The sequence below is a fragment of the Nocardia beijingensis NBRC 16342 genome, assembly GCF_001612785.1.
GTDB lineage: Bacteria > Actinomycetota > Actinomycetes > Mycobacteriales > Mycobacteriaceae > Nocardia > Nocardia beijingensis.
In genome coordinates, this window is record NZ_BDBC01000026.1 from 81,965 (window position 1) to 102,878 (window position 20,914).

Consider the following 20,914-nt stretch of genomic DNA (forward strand, 5'->3'; position numbering starts at 1 on the left):
CCTTCGTTCGGTCGGCGGCGAGCGGTGCGGCTGCGCCCGCGCTACGGATCGAATTCGGCGTTCAGGTCCTGCCTGGTCCGGCGGAACGGGAACGCCACGGCCACACCGATGGCGAGGCCGGCCAGGCAGACGATGGAGCCGAGCACCGCGATCCGGCGGGGCCGGGGGTCGGGGCCGGGCGGATGCACCGGCGCGGCGACCGCTCGTGCGGCGTCGGCGTCGGCGCTCACGGGTTTGTCCGGCAGTTGTGCGGTCAGCGCGGCGAGCGGATCGATCAGGCCGTGCCCGATCCGGTCGTCGCGGCCGGTGCCAGGCCCGTGCGCGGTGCGGATCATGCGGTCCATCACCTGCTGGGCGGTGAGTTCCGGGAAACGCGCGCGCACCAGCGCGGCCAGCCCGGCCACATAGGGGGCCGCGAAGCTGGTGCCCTCGACGGTCCTGATGCCGTCGGTGGTCTGGACGCCGTCCACCAATCCGGCCGCGCCCGGCTTGCTGTCCAGCGAAACGATATTGCGGCCGATCGCGGCGACGCCCACCCACGGGCCGTGCAGCGACAGCTCCGACACCTGGCCCGTCGAGTCCACCGAGCCGACCGAGAGCACATAGGGCGTGAACCAGGCCGGGCTCGCGACTGTGACCACCGAACCCCAGCCGGAGCCCTCGTTCTGCTTCGAGCAGGCTCCGTCGGGCTGCAAGTTGCCCGCCGCCGCGACCACGACGACATTGCGGTCGTAGGCGTACTTCACCGCCGCGCCGAGCGAGGCGTCGGCGGTGTCGGAACCGGCCGCGGTGCAGGCGACTTCGGAGATGTTGATGACGGTGGCGCCGAGATCGACGGCGCGGACCACGGCCGCCGCCAGCGTGAGCACGCTGCCGTAGCCGTCGCTGCTGATCTTGCCCGGCGGATCGCCGCGCCCGGCACGGTCCTTCGGCTCGTAGGCCAGGCTGAGCTGCCGGATGGTGAGCAGCTCCGCGTCTGGCGCGATGCCCGCGAAGGCGTCGCCGGGGCTCGGCTGGGCCGCGATGATCCCGGCGACCAGGGTGCCGTGACCGTCGCAGTCGACGGTGCCGTCGCTGTCGGAGACGAAATCGCCGCCCGGTTGCAGGGACCGCAGCCGCGGGTGCGGGTTCACCCCGGTATCGATGACGGCCACCTTCTGCCCCGCGCCGCGGCTGAACTGCCACGCCGACGGCAGATCCAGCACCCGCTGCGCCATGGGAGGCTCGCTGGGCGGCGCGCCGGTGAGCAGCGGTTCGGCGCACACGGCACGCTGTTCGGTCGGTTCCAGCGGCGCGGGCCGCACGCTCAAAGCCTGTGCGGCCCCGAGTGCGCCGGGATCGATCCCGGGTGGGGTGATCGCCCGGGCGCTGGGCACACCGATGGCGGCGCCGGCAACCGTTGCGGCGCAAACCATCCGCAAGACGCTTCGGCGGAAGGCACTGCCGGTCATATGTTCCGGGCCATGGAGTAGATGTTCATCACCCACAACACCAGGGGGATCACCGACACGATCAGCAAGTACTCGAAGATCTCGATCATTCGCCTGGTCACGGGGGTGACCTCGATGTGAGGACCGATCACCCCGAACCCGACGACGCCGGTCGCGAACGCGAGCAGGACCCCTGCCGCGAGCAAGGTGTGATCCGCATCGCCGACGGCGAACCCGGCGGTCAGGACGACCGCGGTCAGGCACCCGCCGCCGATCAGCGTCGCGGCCTGGGCGAGATCGGCGAACGAGCGGCCGCGCAGCGCGAGGATGATCGCGGTCACGACCGCGAGCGAGATTCCTTGCCAGCGTGGCGAACCCAGCGGATCCGCCACGCCGAACGCGCCGACGACCGCGCTCGCGGCGCAGGCCGCGATCAGCCCCGACTGGAACCGGTTGGCCGTGCGGGCCCGCGCCCCGAGCCCCGCCGCCGATGGCAGCGCGCTGGCGCCGATGGCGCCGATGCCCTCGATGGTCGGTCGCGGTTCGTGGTCGGCCGGGTCGATCGCGCCGCCCGCGGTGGGGACCGGCGGAATCGGCAGCCGCGCCAGCACGGCCGCCAGCCGCGGCACCGCCGAGATGATCGCGATGCCGGCCACCAGCAGACCGGCCGACAGCTTCGGCAGACCCGGATGCCAGATCAGATGGATGGCCGCGGCGACACCCGCGATCACGGCGAGCGCGGCGGCGCAGGAGAACAGCGTCGCGCCCGCGCCGGTTATCCGGTAGCCCAGCAGCGCCGCGATCAGCAGCACCGAACTGCCCAGCAGCAGATGGGGACTGCCGAGCGCGCCGGGGACCAGCAGCGCGGCGCCACCGAACAGCAGCAGCAATCCGTCCAGTGACAGCCAGGTCGCGGTCACCTGGTCGGCGTATCGGCGCGCGGCGATGCCCGCGGCGACGAAAGCCGCTGTGCCGCAACCGAGCAGCGCCAGAGCGGGCGCGAGCGGATCACCGTTCCCGCGGGAGAGCGCCAGCACGGCCAGCGTAGCCAGCACGGTGAGCGCCGAGACGACCAGGCCCATCCAGCGGGCCGCCGCCCCCGACCAGCTCCGGAATTCCTCCGCCGTCAGCCGTGATACCGCGTCGATGACGTCGTCGAACAGCGCGGGCGCTTCCTTCGCCGCGACCGAACGCAGCACCAGCAGCTCACCGTCGTAGACCTCGGCCTCGGTGAGCGTGCGGCTCGGCGCGATCGCCTCGCGACCGAGCCGGGCCAGCGTCCAGTGCCGCGCGTCCAGCGGCGCCGCGTCCTCCTCGGCCTCGGAACGCTCCGGGTCGCGCGACCGGATGAGCGCGACCAGATCACCTATGAATGTGGCGATCGGCACGGTGGCAGGCAATCCCACATCGATCTGAGTGTTTCCACCGATGACCGAAACACGACTCAATACGGGCTCGGTGGCACGTGTGCCGCTCGCCGGCTCGATCAACGGCAACCTTCTCCCGCCCTCATCCGGAACAATGATTCACGCATCGACACCATTTGCTGAAACCTGTCCTGAGTACACGACTTCACCACTCGTCGAGCACGTTCACACATAGCCGACTCTTGCGTTGCGACCTCCCGGCAGCTGAACCTAATGTAACGGACGAACCGGGCCGCGCGCGATCGGTAGTCTGGTATCCAGATGAACGTCTCTACTATGAGAAACGAAGATTTCGGGGTTCGACAGCAATGACCGGCAACCGCCAAGCACAACGCGCATTCGACGCCGGAATCCTGTCGCTCGGATTGTCCATCGAGGGGCAAGAATCCGCACGTGATCTCGACTACGCGAAACTGGCTTTTCAGCGCGCCACGGAGTGGGATCCCACGATGTGCGACGCGTGGCTCGGACGCGCCGCCGCGGGCGAGCTGACCAAGGACGTTCTGTTCAATCTGTACAAGACCAGCGCGAGCACGCTCTACCGTGAGCAGCGCAGGCTCGGGTTGCGTCCGCGCGAACTCGCCGGCCGCTTCCTGCCGGGCCTGTACATCGACTATCCGCTGGCCAACCACACCGAGATCACGCTGGCCTGGGCGGCGCATCTGATCGCCGACAAGGAGTACGGCGAGGCCGAGCGAGTGCTCGACGAACTCGACACGTTCCGCCGCGGGCAGCTGAGCAACCCCGACGGCGAGATCGACGACCGCATCTGCGCGTATGTCCGTGGCGTGCTGCACTACAACACCCAGCGCTGGCCCGATGTGATGGCGGTGCTGGCCGGGTCGGCGGAGTGGGAGGATCCGTACCTGGCGGCGGGCGCGCACGTGATGGTCGGCACCGCGTGTGCCCAGCTCGGATTGTTCGGCGAGGCGATCCGGCGGATGCAGCAGGCCGAGGCGGGCCCGATCCCGGCGGCCCGGTCCACCGCGATGTTCTGCCGCGGCTTGTGCCTGCGGGAATCGGGCAACGAGGACGAAGCCCAAGCCCTGTTCGAGAAGGTGTACTCGCAGGCGCCGGATTTCGAGGCGAACGCGGCCGCGATGCGCGACCGCACCTATCGGATCACCGTCACCAGCCGTGAGGTGATCGATGCGCGGACCGACAAGTGGGACCCGGCGTCCTCGCCGTCGATGGAGCAGATGGAGCAGGCCGAGAACCAGGACCGGGCGAAGAAGATCCTGGTCGAGGCCCGTGCCGAACTGGATGCGCAGATCGGTCTCGCCTCGGTGAAAACCCAGGTGGCGAAGCTGCAGTCGTCGGCGCAGCTGGCGAAGATCCGGGCCGAGAAGGGCTTGGCGAGCCAGCCGCGCGGCCAGCACCTGGCCTTCACCGGGCCGCCCGGCACCGGTAAGACGACCATCGCCAGGGTGGTGGCGAAGATCTATTGCGGCGTCGGCCTGTTGAAGACCGACAAGGTGGTCGAGGCCAAGCGCGTCGACTTCGTCAGCCAGAACCTGGGCGGCACCGCGATCAAGACCGAGAAGCTGATCGACACCGCGATGGACGGCGTGCTGTTCATCGATGAGGCGTACACGCTGATCCAGACCGGCTTGCAGGGCGGCGACGCGTTCGGCCGCGAAGCGGTGGACACGCTGCTGGCGCGCATGGAGAACGACCGCGATCGCCTCGTCGTGATCATCGCGGGCTACGACGGCGAGATCGATCGGTTGCTCGCCGCCAACGACGGCCTGGCCTCGCGTTTCTCGAAGCGATTGCAGTTCCCGTCCTACACGCCGGACGAACTGGGGCAGATCGGCCAGGTGATCGCCCGCAAACGCGATTCCGACCTGTCCGAAGGAGCGCTGGAGCAGCTGGTGCGGGCCTGCGAGCGCCTGTACGCGATGCAGAGCACCGACCAGAGCGGTCAGCCGCGCCGCGGCGTCGACCTCGCCGGCAACGGACGGTTCGTCCGCAACGTGATCGAGGCGGCCGAGGAGGAGCGCGAATACCGGCTGGCCAACGACGAATCGCTGGACCTGACCGACATCGATGAGGCGGTGCTGCGCCGCATCGAGGCGTCGGACATGGAGCTGGCCTTGGCCGGTCTGCTCACCTCGCTGAACGTCGGCTGGACGGACTGAGGCCCACGGCGGACCGCGAGACCGGTCCGCCGCGGCTCATTTCGTGGGCAGCGAATCGTGGCTGACCAGCGCTTCGCGCGCCGACAGCGTGGGGCCGGGGACCAGCTGGCCGATGATCGCCCATGGCGCGAGACGCGGAGAGCCGCCGAGTCCGAGCACGTTCGCGGTGGCCGAATCCGGGATGCCGTAGCGGACGCCGGTGTCGGCGACGTAGAACAGGCTGTCGCGGCGCGGGCTACCCGGCTCCATGCCGGTCACCTGCACGAACTCCCCTGAGCCCGGCGGGATGTAGGCCGCGTCGACCCGGTCTCCGACGCCGTCGGAGGTGGACACCTCGACGGGTTTCGCCGATTCCGCGATCGGCAGGCGGGTGCCGACCAGCAGGCTGACCACAGCTCGCTCGCCGGGGCCGTCGCCCGCGTTGTCCTCGCTCTTCCCGGGAGCGGTGCCCGGCGATTTCGCCCAGGCCACGCAGGTCACGGGCGCGTCCTCGGCGGGCAGAATCCGCGGGGTGCGCACCGGGAAGTCGTCGACCGGCAATTGCCGGACCACCGGAACCCGGTCCAGCACATCGGGCGGCATGGTCGCGATCTCGCGCATGCCGTGCGAATCGGCGTACCTGATCACCTGCGCGGTGAACGGCGATACCGGCTGCACACCGTCGGCGAGCACGACGTACAGCGCGGAACCACCGTCCGGTCCCACACCGGACACCGAGATGACGCCGCCCACCGGGATCTCCGACAGCGGGCCGGGGCCCCGCTCACCCGCCCGTGGGATCTGCGGCGGCGTCAACGCGGGCACCTGCGTCGTCGCGCCGAGCAGACCGGTGCCGACCGGCCGCGGCCGCTGGGCGCGCAGGTCAAGCGCCCTGGCCATCACCGAGTTGGCCGGATCCACCTCGGCGCGTTTGCCGTCGTAGACCAGGTAGGTCTTGTTGTCGCGCCGGACGAGCAGCGCCTCGTCGTGATTCGCGGTCCGGATCCGGTCGCCGAGCGCGGGGTGGCCCGCGATCACCGTGGTCGTGCCGCCGGAAGAGGAAGCGGCGCTACCGCCCTCGGACAGCGGGATGGTCTCGCACAGCGACCACTCCGAGTCGCTGCCCTGCGTTGAACCGGGCAGCGCGCTCGGCGCGCCCGGGATGCCGAGCAGCGGCCCGCGCGGCAGGTCGTTGAGCTTGTCGTCCTTCACCGCGTGCGGCTCGGCGTTCGCGCCGGTGATCAACCGCGCTGACGCGAGATTCAGCACCGGATGCAGCGTCTTGCCGCCATCCTGGCCCTGCACCACCACGTACAACGCGCCGCTCTGCTTTCCCGAGACGATCACGGCGTCGCCGATCGCGCCCTGCGGACGCAGGAAGGCCAGGATCGCGGCGCCCGCCACCACGAGCACACCGAGCACCGCGCCGACGAGCAGGGAACGGATCTGCGAACGCATCGGATCGTGCAACATGCGCACGTCGCGGCGAACCAGCGCGTGATCGAGCCTGCGCAACAGGAATCGGTATCCGTTGACCTGAGCACGGGTGGTCAGCTGTGCCGGCACATGGTCTCCATCGAGCTATCGATCACCATTCTCTCCGACACGGTACCGTAATTCACCGACGGCCCTGAACCGATGGAATCACGACCCGATCGACGGCGGCCGTTTCGAAACGAAGCGGGGACGAACAGCGGTGAACGAAACGATGAACGGCGCGGCAACCGATAGTGAAATAATGAATGCGCCGCCGAGAAATCAACGCCGATCGGACTACGACACACTGCGCGATCCGGAATTCTGGTTGTTTCGCGTTTTTCCGCTGCGCGTGGTCGTGCCCGTGTCGATATCGGCCGCCGCCGTCGCGTGGATCGTTCTCGCCGTCGGCGACTCGACGTGGGGTGCGATCGCCGCGGGCGCGGTGGTCGTGCTGGCCGGTCTCGTGCCGGTCGGTGGACACACGCCCGCCGAGCGCATCGGTAGCGCGATCGCCCGCAGGCGCCAGGGATTGCGCCCGGCCGAACGCCTGTCGCAGGCGCCCGCGCTCGACGTGCCGTTGGCCGAGGGCGGCGCCTACGGGGTGCGCTGGGACGGCGACCTGCTGCTCACCATGCTCCGGATCGATCCGCCGCCGGACACGCTGACGCTGCTGGATCGTGGTTCGCTCAGCACCGATCAACTGCTCCCGCTCCCCGAGATCGCCCGCTGCCTCGATCAATTCGATCTGACCCTGGCGGGCATCGACGTGGTGAGCACCGGCGCGCGCACCGCGGGCACCGGCGTGGCCGCGCAACTGTACGACCGCATCCTCGGCCCGCTGCCCGCCATCGCGCACCGCACCTGCTGGCTGGTGCTGCGGATGGATCCGCTGGCCAACGCCGAGGCGGTGGACAACCGCGGCGGCGGTGGTGGCGGCGCGCTGCGCACCGCGATCATCGCGACCCGCCGGGTCGCCAACCGGCTGGCCGCGCACGACATCGCCGCTTCCGTGCTGACCGCCACCGAGATGAACGCCGCGGTGCGCCAGCTCACCCACGGCTTCGATGTCGACCAGCTCACCGAATCCCCGAAAACACTGGAGTACCAAGGCCGTTACCTCACCCAATACCAGATCGCGGCCGACATGATCGGTCCGCGCGGTCTGGCCGGCATCTGGGCGGTGCCCAGCTTGTCCACCACGGTGACGTTGCGCCTGCGGCCGGGAGCGGGCCGCCGCGATCGGCACGCCGACGCGGCCGGCACCGTGGTGCTCAACGCCGTCGTCCGCTTCGACACCGTCGCGCCGCCCGAGGAGCCACCACTGCCCGGATTGCGCGAACTGATCGGCAACCAGCTGCGAATCCTGCTGGACACCTTGCCGATCGGCTACGCGGGGCGCTGGGGCAGCGACATCGCCTATCGCGGCACCTTGGCCGCGCTCACCGAGCTGGCGGTGCCGACAGCGGGCTGCGGCCAGCTCATCGGCGCCGACGAGCGCGGGCAGGGCATCGCGGTGCCGTTGATCGGCGAGGGCACCAGGCACCTGGAGGTGATCGGCAACCTCGACCTGGCTCAGCAGGTGATCCTGCGCGCCACCGCGCTCGGCGCCCATGCCATCGTGCACACCGCCCGGCCCGAGGCATGGCACACCATGGTGGCGAATCTCGGTGCGCCACAGGTGCTCTCGATCGCTCCGCGGGCCGCGGGCGCCAGCTACCACCCGCCGGCTCCCCCGCCGACGCCCGCCGCTCCCTACCCGAGCACGACGGTGCTGGTGTTCGACGGCATCCCGCCGATCGCGCACGCGGGGGGCGCGACGATCGTGCACGTGCGGCGGCCGGACGATCCGGACAGGTCGGTCGACGCCGACGTCACGCTGGTGCAGGATCCCCAGGCGCCCAACCGGATCACGGTGCGCACCGCCGCGCGCAGCGCGACCGTGCTGATGGTCACCACACCGGACGAGATGCACTACATCGGCGAGTCGCTCGCCGCCCGCTGACCGCACACAAAACGGCCGGCTGGCACCCTTACCGGGCCAGCCGGCCGTTGCTCGTCGCCGCGCGCGCTCAGAAAGCGGCGAAGCCGTCGCCGACCTTGCCGTCGGCCTCGATGGCGCGGTTCAGCGCGTTCTCGACCTTGCGGCCGAGGTTGTCCAGCTTCTGGAGCGTGTCCTCCAGCTCGGTGGTCAACTTGTTGTGCGCATCGTTGAAGTTCGCGACCGCCTGATCACCCTGCAGGTTCTCCCGGAACGACGCGGCGGCGCTGTTGAGTTCGTCGATCTGCGCCTTCATGTTCGAACCGTACTGATTGAGATCACTGACCATCTCGGTGATGGCGGGCGAATTGTACTTGATCGTCATTGTTGTTCCCTTCTGGTCGTGCGATGGGCGATCCGGCTGGACGGCGTTGCCGTCCAGCTGTCACAGACCGGCCGCGTCGGAGCCGACGATGGTGTTCTTGCCGGAGGTCACGGCCTGCGAGAGCCGGTCGAGCTTGCCGTTGAGCGCGGTGACCTCGTCGTGCCATTCGGCGGCGGCGGTGTTGAACTCGCGGTGGGCGTCACCCTGCCAGCCGCGCGCGACGGCCTGCACCGACTCGTCGATCTGGTTGATCGAGGTGCGCAGCGTCGAGATCGAGTCCTCCATGCGGCTGACGACGCCGTCGATGCCGCCCTGTTCGACACCGTAGGTGTTCCCCGAGCCGTCGCCGAGAGTTGTGTAAGCCATTTCGTGTGGTCCTTCCGTCAGAAGTGGTGTTGGTGCGGAGATCAGGACGATCTCGCCGAGCGATGTGGCAACCGAGTTTTCTTGCGACTCGACAGCTACTGAGGCAGCCACCTCCCCCCGGGCAGCCCTTCCAGCAACGTGGCGACCGCCTGAGTCACCCGGTGGTCGGTGCCCGTCGTGACCGTCGACCAGATCCGCTGATCCGGCGCGACCATGGGGGCGGCGACGATGCGGCCGCGGCCGGTGTCGTACACCGCCACCGCGCCGGGCGCCCGCCTGGTCAAGCCGTCCTGATGGGCGTAGGCCACGATCTCGGCATAGGCGCGGCAGGAGCCGAAGGCGAGTCCGAGCACGGCGGCGTCACGTTCGCCGACGCCGAGGGCGTACATCGCGTCGGCGTAATCGCCGGAGCATTCGGCCGCGTCCATGCGGTCGGCCAGTTCGCTGGCGAGCGCGCTGAATCCGGCGATCTGCGCGGGTTCGCATGCGCCGAGCGCGGCCAGCAGCGGACGAGCCAGTGACGCGTCCGAGCCGTCGGCCCAGATCGACGTCACCTCGAAACTGTCGCCCGAGCGCGCGGCCAGCGCGTGCCGCTCCCCCCGGCGCGCCAGGCAGAAGCGGCGGGCGCCGTCCTCGGTGTAGACGCGGGCGACGAGCTCGCGATCGGGCTGCGCCAGGACGAACAGCGCTGCGGCCAGGTCGGATTCGACTTCACCCTCGGCGTCGAGCAGGCCGGCACCGATCAAGCCGGACAGCGCACGCTCCCGCGCGGCGCGGTATTCCTCGATCGAGTCCTGTCGCGGCGCGACCGAAAGCACCAGCGGCAAGGTCTGCACACCGAGCCGCTCGGCGACGACGAGCAGCGCGTCGTTCGTCAGTGACGTCACGGCGCACCTCCCGGTTCGGACCTGGTCTCCGTCTGCGCGACAGCCGCGGGTTCCGCGCCGCCGAGCACCGCGGGCGCGGCTTGGATGCCACCCTCGAAACCGATCTGATCGCTCGTCTCCGTGGGCAGGCTGGCGCGTGGGAAGCGCGCCGCGTCCGGCGCGGGCCCGGCCTGGCCCAGCGCCCCTGGAAAGAGCGGAGCGGGTTGCCCGCCCGCGTTCACCGTGGCGGCCTGCGTGGCGCGCGGGACGACGTCGGCGGTGGCGGCCGACTGCGCGTACACCGGCGCCTGGTAGGCGGTGCGCACCCGCGGCACCACCGGGACGGGGACCGTCCCGATGGGCAGCGCAGCGAGCGGTGCGGGGCCGAACGGCGCCGCGGCCGACTGCGCGGCCTCGGCCGATGCCGCGGCCTGTTCGGCGGCCAGCGCCTGTTCCGGCGCCACCGCGGGCGGCTCCTGGTGCTGCCACGGCAGGGCCAGTGGCTCGGTGGCCAGCTCGTAGTTCCGCATGACGCGCGAGGCCACCGCCTTAGCCGCGTCCTGGTCGGCGTCCGTCTCGGCGGCGATCGCGCGGATCGGCCCACCGAGCATGCCGCCCATCGACTCCAGCATCCGCTGTACCTGCTGCAGGCTCTCCAGGTCGGCGGTGTTCGGCATGGCCAGCCGGGCGATCTCGTAGGCGGTGACCTGGGCCTGGAATCGCGCGGCGTTGGCCGCCGCGGCGGCGGCGGCGTCGACCAGCCAGTCCCGCAGGGTCGAGATCTGGTGCAGCACTTCGTCGCTGCGCCCCGACTGCCAGGCCCCGCGCACGTCCGCGAGAACCTTCTCGTACTCGGCCACAGCGGCGCCGAACGACGCGGCGAGGCGCGACCATGCGGCGACGGCCTCGGCCATCGGCCCGGCGCCCGGCCCCGTGGTGAGCTCGCGGGCGAGCCGCTCGGGCGGGCGCGCGGTCCACACCACGCCGGTGAAACCTGGCTGCGGTGGTTCGATCATCGCTGCGGAGGACCTTCCGGTTGCTCGGCGACGGTCAGGCCGACCGGTCGCCCGTGGTGCCGAAATCCGCCGTATTGGCCGATTCCATGCCGTCGAACTGGTTCGAGTGCAGCCGCAACGTGGCCGCCAGCTTGCGCAGTTCGTGCACACTGGCCTGCGCGCCTGCCAGGTACGACGACGCCACGTCGTTCGCGGTCCGCGCGGCGCGGCCGGAGACCTCGTCGGCGCCCGCGGGAACGACGGTCAGCGCTTCCTCGGCGGAACGCAGATCCGACGCCAACCGGTCGGCCAGAGCGTCCAGCCCGGATGACGCCTCGGCCGCCGTGACCGAGTCGAATCGCACGCTGTCGTACACCTGACCCCGCCCGTCACTCATAAGACCCTCCTGTGTACTGGTCGGCACTCGCGTCAGAGCGTGAGTTCCTTGTCCGGCGGTGGTTCCGATGTCGTGTCGGCCGCGCCGACCACCGGCAGCGAGACCCCTTCGATCCGGCCGACCACTTCGTCGCCGTGCTGACCGGTGACCATCTGGCCGCGCAGCGCGTCGGTGGTGGATTCGCCGTCGCGGGCCAGGCCGGCGCCCGCCATGCCTGCGCCGCCCATCGGCACATATCCCGTCCCGGTTCCGGTCCCCGCCGCGGTGGTCCCCGCGACGGTGGCAGACGACGTTCCCGCTCCGGTACCGGCGGCGGTGGCGCCGCCGATGGCGCCGAGTGATCCGCCGGCCACGCGGGTCCCCGGCCATGGGTTCAGCGGTGCGGCGGCCGCGGCGATCGCGCCGGGGACGCCACCGCCGATGCCACCGGCACCGCCCGCGCCACCGGCGTGCTCGCCGTTCTCGCCTTCCTTGCCTTCCCCGGCTTCGCCCGCGTCTTCATGCGCGCCAGGGGCACTGATCGGTTTCGGCGCAAGCAGCGAAGGATTGGCCGCCGCCAGCTGCCCGAGCGACTGCGCCACCTGACCGGCCGTGCTGATCAGCGGCGTGATCATGCTCATCAACTGGGTGAGCTGTTCGGCCGACTTCACCCCCGTCGGCGCGTTCGTGATCGGGACCTTCTGACCGGCCTGCGTCATGCTCGCGCTGTGGCCGGCCAGCTCGGCCTTCGTCTTGACGGTGATCGCCAGCGCCTCGGTCGTGGCCTCGATCGCGGAGGCGACCAGGAAGCCCTGCCCGCCCGGCGAAGCCGCGAGCAGCGGCGCGAAAGCCATGGTGGTGGAGAACTTCGCCAGCACCGCCGCCATCAGGCCCGCGCCGGTGAAGACGCTGCCCGCCGCGCCACCGAGCACCGCCTTCTCCTGCGTGCTCTGCGCCGCCAGCTCACCCGCGTCGGCCTGCGCTTCGCCCGCCTTCTTCGCGGCCTCCATCGCCGCCATGCCCTGCCACACCGACATCAAGGTCTGCACCAGGGAGGAGCCGACCTGCATCACCGTCTGCATCACGGTGGACACGTTCTGCAACAACTGGGTCGGGTCGGCCGGTGGCGGAGCCTGCGCCGCGGCGGTAGCACCGGCGGGCGCGGGCGCGGCGAGCTGACCGGTGCCGAACGCGGAGGCGAGATCGGTCAGCGGGCGCATCAGCGCGCCGAGATCGATCGTCGGCAGCGGCGGCAGCTCCGGCAGGTGCACGAAGGCGGGCAGCTCCGGCAGATTCGGTAATCCCATGCTGCGCAGGACATCGTTCACCGGCAGGTCCAGCATGGGCGCGAGAGCGCTGCCCCGCAGCAATTCCAGGACTGTGGGATCCAGCGGATCGGCGCCGGGCGGCGGAACGGCTCCCGGCGTGGTCATGACCGCGCGCGGATCGCTCCGATGGCCGCGCCCGAGGCGGTGTCCGTGCCCTCGTAGGTGGCGGCGGCCTGATGCGCCGTCAGCGCGGTGCCCGCGTGCACGGCGGCGAGCTGTGCCACCGACGACAGGTGGTTGGCCTGGGCGAAGGCGTACGAGACGAGGAACTCCTGGCCGATCAGGCCGAACACCGGGACCACCGCGGCGATCGTCGCGGCCTGGTCGGTCGCGGCGATCGCTCCCACTCCGGCGGCCATGGCCGCCGATTCGCTTCCGTACACACGCAGCGCATCCGGGACTACTTCAATGTGATTCATGATCATCGTCCAATCCCGAAACATCCCCCGACGTTTCGTATTCAACTCTACCCAGCGAAGACCGCTTGTCGCGATCCCGTCGTGGTTAACATCCGGTGACTACCCGGTGGCCTCCTCATTGAATGCGGTGATAAGCGCGCCGCGTTGCGCAAAAGCCATGTGCGCGGCGGCTCGCGCGGTATCGACGACCGTTTTCTCGAACTCTTTCGGCGAAAGTTTCGACACCGCGGCGGAAAAGCTGAGTCCGACCAACGCGGCGTTACCGTCGACTTCCGCGGTCACCGCGCCGTCGGGCGATGTCTCGGCTACCCGGATCCCGTTCATGGCGTCATCGAGATCGGTGAGCCGGTAGAGCTGATTCCGCACCCGAGCGATGAGCTCGTCCATTGTTTCGACCATGCCGACCTCACGAATTCCGTTGCCGCTCAGACCGATCGCAGCCAGCTCTGCGGTTCGGTGTCGTACTGCTGCTCGTCGATGATCTCCTGCGTCGCCACCTGCTGTTCGGTGGGCAATCCGGTCAGCGCCAGCATTTCCGAGGTGAATCCCAGTTGCCGCAATTGCGCCCGCCGCGCCAGGCCGGCGCGATTCGCCGCCTGTCTGCACAATCGCAGGACCTCACCCGCCAATGCTTCCGGGTCGCGGCGCAATTGGTCGGCGTCGACCTCGATTCCGAGCGGCAGGCCGGTTTCGGTGGTGCGCACGGAAATCGATCCGGTGAGCGACGTGGCCGTGAATTCCGTCGGGAATTCACCGATCGGATCCGGCTGCGGTGTGGTCATTCAGTCCCCCCTTCTGGTCGGAAATGAAATCGCGCGCACGATCACATCCGCTCGTCTTTGATGGTTCGGACCACTTCGGCGATCCGCGCGTTGATCAGTTCGGCCAGCCGCCGGACGTCCGCGGCGACAACCGTCGGCGGATTGCCGGGCACGATCGCGTAACGCCCGTCGTCGACGAGATCGCGCCAGGCCAGATGCGCTCTGGCGATGCCGCGCGGACCGAAGCGCGAATGCCCCTGCTCCACCACGATGGTGCCCACCGTGGTCGCCTGCGCGCGATCGAAGGACTCGCTGCGACTCGCCGCGCGGTCTTCGACGTCGTGCACCAGGGAACGACCGTAGGAGTGGTCGAGGCCGTCGCCGTCCGGCTCGAGGAGATCGAAGGCGCGGCCGCGCCCGGCATCGACCTTCGGCAGCGCGGCCGCCACGGCGTGGCCGAGTGCCAGCGCGTCGTGTTCGGCCACCGTGAATCCTCCGGTCGGCCGTTCCGCTCCCGGCTTCTGGGTCACCAGGAACGCACGGTCGCCCTTACGGCCGGCGAGTATGCGGATCGAGCCCTGCGGATTCCGCGCGTCCCGGCCGTCGATCCCACGGATCACCAGCCGGATGTCGGGCACCATGAGCACGTCCATCAACTCCTCCAGCGCATGTCCCCATCGGGTTCGAATGCGCTGCCACGCCTCGTCTTTCTGCCTGCGCGCGTCGTCGTAGTAGGTCGTGCCGCTGAGGTAGAAGAACGGGTCGGGCAGACTCTCCTTCGCCGCGTGCCATGCCGCGGCGAACTCGAGCCCGGAGAACTCCCACGTGTCGTTCATTGCTCGACAACCGGTTTCGCGACCACGGGCGCTTCACCCAGCGCCTCTTCCAGATGCTCGGTGGAGTCCAGGTAGTCGGCGCGCTTGTGCTCCTTCTGCTGTCCGCCCTGCGCGGCGCCGGGTCCGCCCATCGGCATGCCGGGACCCGGCATGCCCTGCCCCGGCGCGAGACCGGCCCGCCCGGCCGCGGCCGCCGTAACCGCGTTCGTCGCTGCCCGCGGGAACAACTTCGACGCCTTCTCCAAGTTCTGATTCGCGGCCGACTTCGGCGCGCCGGGACCACCCGAACCACCGGGGCCGCCCGCGCCCTTCGCCAGCGCCGATTCGAGTTTCTTCGTCGCGTCGGAGAGATTCGGCATACCGGGAAGGCCGGCCAGCGCAGCCTGCTGGGCGGCTTGCTGGGCAGCCTGCTGCGCGGCGCTCGCCGCCTGCTGGCCGATCTGCTGCGCCTGCTGCGCGATCTGCTGGGCGGCCTGCTGCGCCTGTTGCGCCAGCTGCTGAGCGGCCTGCTGGGCAGCTTGCTGCGCGGCCTGCTGTTGCTGCTGTTGCTGCTGCCGCTGTTGCTGTTGCTGCTGTTCGGCGGCGCGACGCTGAGCATCCAATTGCGCCTGACGCTGCGCGTCTTCCAACGCTTTGCGCTGCTGTTCGGCCTGCCGCTGCGCGTTCTGCATCGCCTGTAATTGCGCAGGGCTGGTTCCCGGCCCCGGCGCGGCACCCGGCCCGGGACCGCCGGGGCCAGGTCCCGGTCCCGGCACCTGGCCGGTGGTCGGCGGAATCGGATCCGGCAGCACCGCGATGACCTTGTCGGTCTCCTCTACGCCGGGAACATATGCCTCTTGCATCGCCCGCACGTAATTGCGAACCGCGGCTTCTTCCTTCCGCTGCCGGTATGCGTCGTCGGTCTCGCCGGTAGTTCGTGTGGGCGGATAGTCGTCGCCCTGCTGGAGCAGCACGCCGGTGGTGTACAGCCATTCCGACACGTATTCGAGGCTGTCACCGATGAGATTCATATTCGTATGGAGCTGATCGGTGCCGGTGCCGTAAGCGGTGATCGCTCGGCGGGCTCGCTCGGCGCCGCCATTGTCGTTCGGACTGGTCCAGCTCGACCTACTGGTCGTCATCTGGTTGGTGAGGATGTCGAACGTTTCCTTCAGTTCTCCGGCCAGCCACCGCCAGTCCGCCGCGGCTTGCGCGACCTTGATCGGCATGCTCGGACTGCCACCGGTGATCGAGGAAATGATCGTCTGGTACTGGGAGTAGGTGAAGTTCTCCGGGTCGTCCGCGTGCACGCCCCTGGGTTCGAATTTCACGTCGCCGGGCTCGGCCAGGGTAGACGGCAATCCGTGGTTCTCCTCGGGCTTGCGTTTGCCGACCTCGTTCCAATCCGGATGGGCGTAAGTGTTGCCGCTGCCGTCGCTCGCCGTGGTCAAACCCGCCGGGTCCCAACGCTTCGAAAGATTCTCGGTGATGCCCTTGTGCTCGCTCACTCGGCGCTCGAGCGCGGCGAAATCGACCCGGTTGTCCTCCTCGGTGCCCCGGTAGTGCCTGGCCGCCGCGAAGAACGTATCGGTCAGATCATCGAGGATGGTGATGTGGTCGTCCAGAATGCCGCCGAGTTCTTTTCCTTTTTCCGAGAAGCGGGAGGCGAGCGCCTCGGCCGAGAGCAACAGATCGGCGAACGGCGGAAGTGAATCGATCTTCGACAGCTCTTTCTTGACCGACGCGACGCGAACGCGTACGCCGTTAGCCGCGTTGATCAGGGCTTCGAGCACTCCCGGACGCAGCTCCAGCGTGCCGTTCTGCGCCTCGCGCGACAGGCCGCTCCACGGATTCGGTTGCTCAGACATGCCAGGCTCCCTCCGTCGCGTCGAAGCTCCCCGCCCCTGTTGTCACCACTGGGAAGCGCGCTGAGCGAGTGCCGACGGCCCAGGGAGATACGATGCCGAAGTCCGATCCCCGAGCCGGAAACTCCGGCCAGCACAACTGAATACCTCCCCGACGTGGGCGCCGACGGTGCGCGTGCCACGGCGCGGTGACCCGTTCGCCCCCGCGTACGGGATCACACTGCTGCGCCCGGCAACTCATACGCTGACGACCCTCCTCATCGCTGGCGTGCCGCGGAACGGCTGTGCGCCACAGGCCAATCTGACAGCCGGTTGTTACGGCAGGCCGAATATTGTCTTACGACGCACCAACGATTCTATGGTGAGTCGGGTTGCCGACGCATGTACAGACCCGAATCCCGGTGGCACCGCCCTGCCCCGCGCCGACTGGATTCCGTTGCGACGCAGCGGCGAAGCCGAGGTCAGGACGCGCCGACCGGGCCGTGCCGGTCCCGGAACCGTCGCTCGAATTCCGCGCGGTAGACCGACGGCGCCACCGAGGACGAAGACCGTTCCAGCACACCGTCGTCGGCGAGGTAGTAGATCGCCCGGCCGATCGCGATCTCGCCCGGCTCGACCGGCACGTACACCATCCAGCCCACGCTGATCCGATCGGCGCGCAAGTCCTCCGGCGGATAGGCCGCGAGGTCGGCGCCGCTGTCGCGGAGGAACCGCTCGACCCGGGCGAGCGCGTCCTCGCGCGGCATCGGCTCCGGCGCGGTCATGGTCACCCCGGCCATGGTGAGCTGGAAGAAGGCGCCGTCCACATCGAATCGTTCGTCGTCGTCGAAGACACCGGCGAGGACGTCCCGCGTGACGCCGCCTGCTTCCGCCGCGGACACCAGCGCGCCGACGGCCGCCCGCCGCCGCTCGTTCGCGTCGTCGCCGAGCAGGCCGCCGACGATGTCGGCGGCGGTCTCCGCGCTCCACACGCCCGGCATCGCCTCGGCGAACCGGGCAGGCCCCGGTGACTCACCGCGATACCAGCGGCCGTTCTCCCACCAGTAGCAGAACGTCAGCAGACCGCTGGTGCAGCGGTGGTTCAGCACCTGTCCCGCCACCCATTCCGGCGCGCCCGCGTACAGGTCGGGCAGCCGGACCCCGTCGTTGTAGGCCGCGGCCAGTTCCGGGGCGTTCCACACCCCGCCGGAGAGCACGGCGCGCCCGCCGGGCAGCGCGTACAGCGAACAGCCGCTGCGCTTTGCTCCCTCGAACCAGCTCACGGAGGGCAACAACCGTGGCCCCCATGGCGACCCGACCGCGACGAACGCCGCGGCGAGCACCGCCCACCGGGCGGCCATGACCGGGAACAGCGGCAGCTCGTCCTCGCAAACGACGGCGCGCACGCCCGCCTCTCGGTCCGCCCGCGCCTGTGCCGCCGCCACCTGCGGCGGCCGCGCCTGACGGTCACCGTGTCCCAGGTAGGCGCCGAGCCAGACCGGCAGCGAATCCCGCGGAAACGCCGCGAGATCGGCGAGGTAGACCTCCGGCGGGAACAGCTGGTCGTCCGGGAACGGCTCGTCGCCGTAGTCGTAGTCGACCTCCATCCGGCCGTCGCTGGTCAGCGTGAAGAGCAGACGCCACCACGGCCCGTCCTCGAGCCCGGCCGCCAGCTGCCGATGGTCCCGGACCAGTGCGACGACCGCGGGATCGGGAGTCACTCGTACGGCGCGCTCCTGCTCGTCGGCGTAGACGGCCAGCGCCACCTCCGCGGCCACCGTCAGCGCGAACACCGCGTCGACCCGCTGCCAACCCGGCGGCCCGCCCGCCGCGAGCTCGCGGGCGACCTGGTGCATGAGCGTCTTGGCCCGCTCGGCGACATCCTCGACCGGCGCCGCCTCGGACAAGGTGAAGCCGACGTCGGGCTCATCCGCCGACGGCTCGCTGTCCTGTTCGAGCTGCTGAGCCGCCGTTTCGGCCGAGTGCGCCGCGCTGTCCGCCGGTGTCTCGGCAGCGCCGAGTTCGTCGCCGGTGGCGTGGCCGCCTGATCTGGTCACGTCGTGGAAATCCCCTCGTCCACCGCATCGGAGCGGGCGTGCACGCCACGATGCCTGCTTTCGTTCATCCGCGCCGCGCCGGTTCGCACGCGGCGCACGTCACGGCTCCTGCCGCAGGCCGAGCAGCGGCAGGTCCAGCTTGCGATTCGCCGAACGTTCGTTCCACGCGGCATAGGCCATGGCGGCGGGGGCGTCGATGCCGAACCCGTCGCGCAATCCGGTGACGACCATGCCGGCCAGCCGCCGGTATTCACTGGTCGGACTCGGCCAAGCGAGTTCGGCCCACCAATTGCTGTGGCTCGCATCGCGTTCCCGCCAACCCGACTCGGCGATCAGCGCACGTCCCGCAGCGCCCGCACGCAAGGCGGGATCGAGCCATTCGTCGTCGACCAATTCGGCCGAGAGCGCGTCGTCGAGCTGAAGGAACTGAGCGTATCGCCGTCGCGGTCCGGCCTCGGACTCGACCAGCTTCACGATGGAACCGGCACGTAACCCGGCGAGTTCCACGGCCAGGCCCGCGGCGAAATCTCCCCACCCGGTCAACTCTGCTCCTGCTGCTCCAGCTCGATGGCCTGATCGTGCAATTCGAGCCAGGAATTGGCGGTCAGGGACAGTTGCACCGAGCGGCCCAGGTCCGCCACCACCAGTGTGGTCTCGGGACCCGCCCACCTGACCTCGGCGGCGGCGCCGGGAACCCGGGTGGTCGGTTCGCCGAGTGCGCCGGTGAGCGCCGCGACCATCGCCACGAACGCGTCCCGCGAGCGCGCCCTTCCGTCCGCGTCGTCCGGAGCGAAATCGGTGACGCGCAGTTTGATATCGACGATCAGGCCGTCCCGGCCGTGAATCTTCCCGCTGGCCATCCCGAATCCGGCGTCCAGCATCGCCCGGTCCGGGTGGGCGGTCAGCACTTTCCAACGGAACGTCTCCGCCAGCCGCGGCACCGCGTCCATCGGCTCGGAGCCGTCGAGCTGCCGCAGGCCGGTGGCCAGGTCGACGATCTCGCCGTCGGTCAGCGCGCGCCACTCGGTCATGTGCCCACCTTAGGTCGTGACATCGGCGCTCACCGGGCGGACCTGCGACGATTGATCTCCTCGATCTTGCGGGCCAGCGCCTCCTTGCGCTCGCGGGCGTTGGAGCCGTCGAGCTGACCCGCGAACGCGGAGCGTGCCGCGTCGACCAGCGCGTCTGGCACCTCGGGATACGCGCGGGCGATCGCCCACAGCGCCTCCTCGGTCTTCATGTCGAGGCCGGTCTCCGTGCGGATGCCGCCGCCGGTCAGCACGGAGCGGAGCATCTCGTCGAAGTTCTCCCGCAGTTCGTCATCCGTTGGATGGTCGATCCGCATCATTCCTCCTCACGTCGGTGGTTACCTTGTCGCATCGTCGCCTTCCGGTCATCCGGCGAAGATCTCGGCGCGGCGGACGGGGTCGTCGACCACGGCTCGGATCAGCGCGCCGATGTCCATCTCCTCCGGCACCGAGCGATAGGTCAGCTCGCAGCGGACGGCACCGCCTACGACCACCGCGAAACGAGTGGTGCGCCACCCCACCGTGCCCCATTCGACGCCGACGGGGCCGTCGAGCTCGACCGTGTGGTCGCCGACACGCAGCACGAGCCCGCCGTTATGCCGATAGAACACCACCGTGACTCCACCGAGCTCACCGTAGACGCCATTGTGCGTGGCCACCTCGGACGGGTTGGCGCGCAGCGCGCCGGTGCTCGGGTCGAACTCGGCAGGCACACCGAATCCTGCGAAGGGACGGACGAAGACACCGCATCCCGAGTCCTGGGCGCGGTGCCCGTTCCCATGCGGTCCAAGGCCGTTGGTCCGCCGGGCGCCGTTCGCCGGTGACGCCATCGGCATGCCGGGGGGCATCGGGGGCATGGGCATGCCAGGGGGGACCGTGCCGTCGGGGTGAGCCGATCCGTTCGTGTCGCCCGGCCAACTCGGCGACGTCGGCGGATACGGCGGAGTGGACGGTTCCGGATACGAGGGTGTCGACGGTCCCGGAGTCGGCATCGACGGGTACGAGGGTGGGGCCGACGGGTATGGGGGTAGTGGTCCCGGCGGCGTCGGGTACGGAGGCGTCGGCTCGCCAGGTGTCGGCGGGCCGGGCCGGGTAGGAGGCGACGGCGGGTACGGAGACTGTGTGGGCGGTTCCGAAGGCGTGGGCCGGTACGGAGACTGCGTGGGAAGTTCAGGAGGTGACGGCGGTTCCGCAGGTGACGGCGGGACCGGCGGCACTGGCAGCGTCGGCGGCACCGGCG

The 20,914-nt window shown here is 69.9% G+C and carries 21 protein-coding genes; 2 read left to right on the forward strand and 19 right to left on the reverse strand.

What is annotated here, in order from left to right; all coding sequences use genetic code 11:
- Positions 1-41: 41 nt before the first annotated feature.
- Both mycP and eccD read right to left on the reverse strand, forming a co-directional pair.
- On the reverse strand, positions 42-1,415 hold the full coding sequence (gene mycP / locus NB3_RS17040) for a type VII secretion-associated serine protease mycosin (RefSeq protein ID WP_067803846.1): 1,374 nt from the start codon (positions 1,413-1,415) through the stop codon (positions 42-44).
- 32 nt (positions 1,416-1,447) lie between these two features.
- Positions 1,448-2,926: a type VII secretion integral membrane protein EccD gene (gene eccD / locus NB3_RS17045; protein WP_307694825.1), complete on the reverse strand. Its 1,479-nt coding sequence runs from the start codon at positions 2,924-2,926 to the stop codon at positions 1,448-1,450.
- A 239-nt stretch (positions 2,927-3,165) separates the two neighbouring features.
- Here eccD and eccA point away from each other — a divergent pair, with 239 nt between their 5' ends.
- Complete coding sequence (gene eccA, locus NB3_RS17050) at positions 3,166-4,998, forward strand: type VII secretion AAA-ATPase EccA (RefSeq protein WP_067803850.1); 1,833 nt, start codon at positions 3,166-3,168, stop codon at positions 4,996-4,998.
- A gap of 36 nt (positions 4,999-5,034) precedes the next feature.
- Here eccA and eccB read toward each other — a convergent pair whose 3' ends face one another.
- Entirely contained in the window at positions 5,035-6,543 is a 1,509-nt protein-coding gene (eccB, locus tag NB3_RS17055; protein ID WP_067803854.1) for a type VII secretion protein EccB, read from the reverse strand.
- Between the two features lie 172 nt (positions 6,544-6,715).
- Here eccB and eccE point away from each other — a divergent pair, with 172 nt between their 5' ends.
- Positions 6,716-8,458: a type VII secretion protein EccE gene (gene eccE / locus NB3_RS17060; protein WP_084486309.1), complete on the forward strand. Its 1,743-nt coding sequence runs from the start codon at positions 6,716-6,718 to the stop codon at positions 8,456-8,458.
- A gap of 67 nt (positions 8,459-8,525) precedes the next feature.
- On the opposite strand, the gene NB3_RS17065 is transcribed toward eccE, so the two are convergent.
- The 16 genes from NB3_RS17065 to NB3_RS35060 all read right to left on the reverse strand — a co-directional run bounded on the left by NB3_RS17065 (position 8,526) and on the right by NB3_RS35060 (position 20,387).
- Entirely contained in the window at positions 8,526-8,819 is a 294-nt protein-coding gene (locus NB3_RS17065; protein ID WP_067803859.1) for a WXG100 family type VII secretion target, read from the reverse strand.
- A 60-nt stretch (positions 8,820-8,879) separates the two neighbouring features.
- A complete protein-coding gene (locus tag NB3_RS17070) occupies positions 8,880-9,185 on the reverse strand; it encodes a WXG100 family type VII secretion target (protein WP_067803862.1) in 306 nt (101 codons plus the stop codon).
- Between the two features lie 95 nt (positions 9,186-9,280).
- Positions 9,281-10,072 (reverse strand): ESX secretion-associated protein EspG, encoded by a 792-nt coding sequence (locus tag NB3_RS17075; protein WP_067803865.1) that lies wholly within the window; start codon positions 10,070-10,072, stop codon positions 9,281-9,283.
- The gene (locus NB3_RS17080) at positions 10,069-11,067 is read right to left on the reverse strand and encodes a PPE domain-containing protein (protein WP_067803868.1); all 999 of its coding nucleotides are present in this window, start codon (positions 11,065-11,067) and stop codon (positions 10,069-10,071) included. Before NB3_RS17080 ends, NB3_RS17075 begins: the two co-directional genes overlap by 4 nt.
- 34 nt (positions 11,068-11,101) lie before the next feature.
- Positions 11,102-11,443: a PE family protein gene (locus NB3_RS17085; RefSeq protein WP_067803869.1), complete on the reverse strand. Its 342-nt coding sequence runs from the start codon at positions 11,441-11,443 to the stop codon at positions 11,102-11,104.
- A gap of 32 nt (positions 11,444-11,475) precedes the next feature.
- Positions 11,476-12,855: a hypothetical protein gene (locus tag NB3_RS17090; protein WP_067803872.1), complete on the reverse strand. Its 1,380-nt coding sequence runs from the start codon at positions 12,853-12,855 to the stop codon at positions 11,476-11,478.
- The gene (locus tag NB3_RS17095) at positions 12,852-13,169 is read right to left on the reverse strand and encodes a type VII secretion target (protein ID WP_067803932.1); all 318 of its coding nucleotides are present in this window, start codon (positions 13,167-13,169) and stop codon (positions 12,852-12,854) included. Before NB3_RS17095 ends, NB3_RS17090 begins: the two co-directional genes overlap by 4 nt.
- A 99-nt stretch (positions 13,170-13,268) precedes the next feature.
- A complete protein-coding gene (locus NB3_RS17100; RefSeq protein WP_244891940.1) occupies positions 13,269-13,556 on the reverse strand; it encodes a YbaB/EbfC family nucleoid-associated protein in 288 nt (95 codons plus the stop codon).
- A 38-nt stretch (positions 13,557-13,594) separates the two neighbouring features.
- A complete protein-coding gene (locus tag NB3_RS17105) occupies positions 13,595-13,951 on the reverse strand; it encodes a hypothetical protein (RefSeq protein WP_067803877.1) in 357 nt (118 codons plus the stop codon).
- Between the two features lie 41 nt (positions 13,952-13,992).
- Positions 13,993-14,766, reverse strand: a complete 774-nt coding sequence (locus NB3_RS17110) for an ESX secretion-associated protein EspG (protein WP_067803879.1) — start codon at positions 14,764-14,766, stop codon at positions 13,993-13,995.
- Positions 14,763-16,613 carry a hypothetical protein gene (locus NB3_RS17115; RefSeq protein ID WP_067803882.1) on the reverse strand — a complete coding sequence of 617 codons (1,851 nt, stop codon included), beginning with the start codon at positions 16,611-16,613 and terminating at the stop codon, positions 14,763-14,765. The genes NB3_RS17110 and NB3_RS17115 overlap by 4 nt, the downstream gene beginning before the upstream one ends.
- Positions 16,614-17,071: 458 nt before the next feature.
- Complete coding sequence (locus NB3_RS35055; protein WP_067803885.1) at positions 17,072-18,646, reverse strand: hypothetical protein; 1,575 nt, start codon at positions 18,644-18,646, stop codon at positions 17,072-17,074.
- Positions 18,647-18,745: 99 nt separating this feature from the next.
- On the reverse strand, positions 18,746-19,189 hold the full coding sequence (locus NB3_RS17125) for a TY-Chap domain-containing protein (RefSeq protein ID WP_067803888.1): 444 nt from the start codon (positions 19,187-19,189) through the stop codon (positions 18,746-18,748).
- The gene (locus NB3_RS17130) at positions 19,186-19,677 is read right to left on the reverse strand and encodes a DUF6301 family protein (protein WP_067803891.1); all 492 of its coding nucleotides are present in this window, start codon (positions 19,675-19,677) and stop codon (positions 19,186-19,188) included. Before NB3_RS17130 ends, NB3_RS17125 begins: the two co-directional genes overlap by 4 nt.
- Positions 19,678-19,706: 29 nt before the next feature.
- Entirely contained in the window at positions 19,707-19,991 is a 285-nt protein-coding gene (locus tag NB3_RS17135) for a hypothetical protein (protein ID WP_067803935.1), read from the reverse strand.
- A gap of 48 nt (positions 19,992-20,039) precedes the next feature.
- A complete protein-coding gene (locus NB3_RS35060) occupies positions 20,040-20,387 on the reverse strand; it encodes a hypothetical protein (protein ID WP_067803894.1) in 348 nt (115 codons plus the stop codon).
- Between the last annotated feature and the right edge of the window lie 527 nt (positions 20,388-20,914).

Bases quoted from the DNA above. Each gene is read 5' to 3' on its own strand.
- NB3_RS17070 (WP_067803862.1), bottom strand. From the start codon at position 9,185: ATGGCTTACACAACTCTCGGCGACGGCTCGGGGAACACCTACGGTGTC.
- NB3_RS17130 (WP_067803891.1), bottom strand. From the start codon at position 19,677: ATGACCGAGTGGCGCGCGCTGACCGACGGCGAGATCGTCGACCTGGCC.
- mycP (WP_067803846.1), bottom strand. From the start codon at position 1,415: ATGGTTTGCGCCGCAACGGTTGCCGGCGCCGCCATCGGTGTGCCCAGC.
- NB3_RS17065 (WP_067803859.1), bottom strand. From the start codon at position 8,819: ATGACGATCAAGTACAATTCGCCCGCCATCACCGAGATGGTCAGTGAT.
- NB3_RS17110 (WP_067803879.1), bottom strand. From the start codon at position 14,766: ATGAACGACACGTGGGAGTTCTCCGGGCTCGAGTTCGCCGCGGCATGG.
- NB3_RS17090 (WP_067803872.1), bottom strand. From the start codon at position 12,855: ATGACCACGCCGGGAGCCGTTCCGCCGCCCGGCGCCGATCCGCTGGAT.
- NB3_RS17105 (WP_067803877.1), bottom strand. From the start codon at position 13,951: ATGACCACACCGCAGCCGGATCCGATCGGTGAATTCCCGACGGAATTC.
- eccE (WP_084486309.1), top strand. From the start codon at position 6,716: ATGAATGCGCCGCCGAGAAATCAACGCCGATCGGACTACGACACACTG.
- NB3_RS17095 (WP_067803932.1), bottom strand. From the start codon at position 13,169: ATGAATCACATTGAAGTAGTCCCGGATGCGCTGCGTGTGTACGGAAGC.
- eccA (WP_067803850.1), top strand. From the start codon at position 3,166: ATGACCGGCAACCGCCAAGCACAACGCGCATTCGACGCCGGAATCCTG.
- NB3_RS17080 (WP_067803868.1), bottom strand. From the start codon at position 11,067: ATGATCGAACCACCGCAGCCAGGTTTCACCGGCGTGGTGTGGACCGCG.
- NB3_RS17100 (WP_244891940.1), bottom strand. From the start codon at position 13,556: ATGGACGAGCTCATCGCTCGGGTGCGGAATCAGCTCTACCGGCTCACC.
- NB3_RS17115 (WP_067803882.1), bottom strand. From the start codon at position 16,613: ATGTCTGAGCAACCGAATCCGTGGAGCGGCCTGTCGCGCGAGGCGCAG.
- NB3_RS17085 (WP_067803869.1), bottom strand. From the start codon at position 11,443: ATGAGTGACGGGCGGGGTCAGGTGTACGACAGCGTGCGATTCGACTCG.
- NB3_RS17135 (WP_067803935.1), bottom strand. From the start codon at position 19,991: ATGCGGATCGACCATCCAACGGATGACGAACTGCGGGAGAACTTCGAC.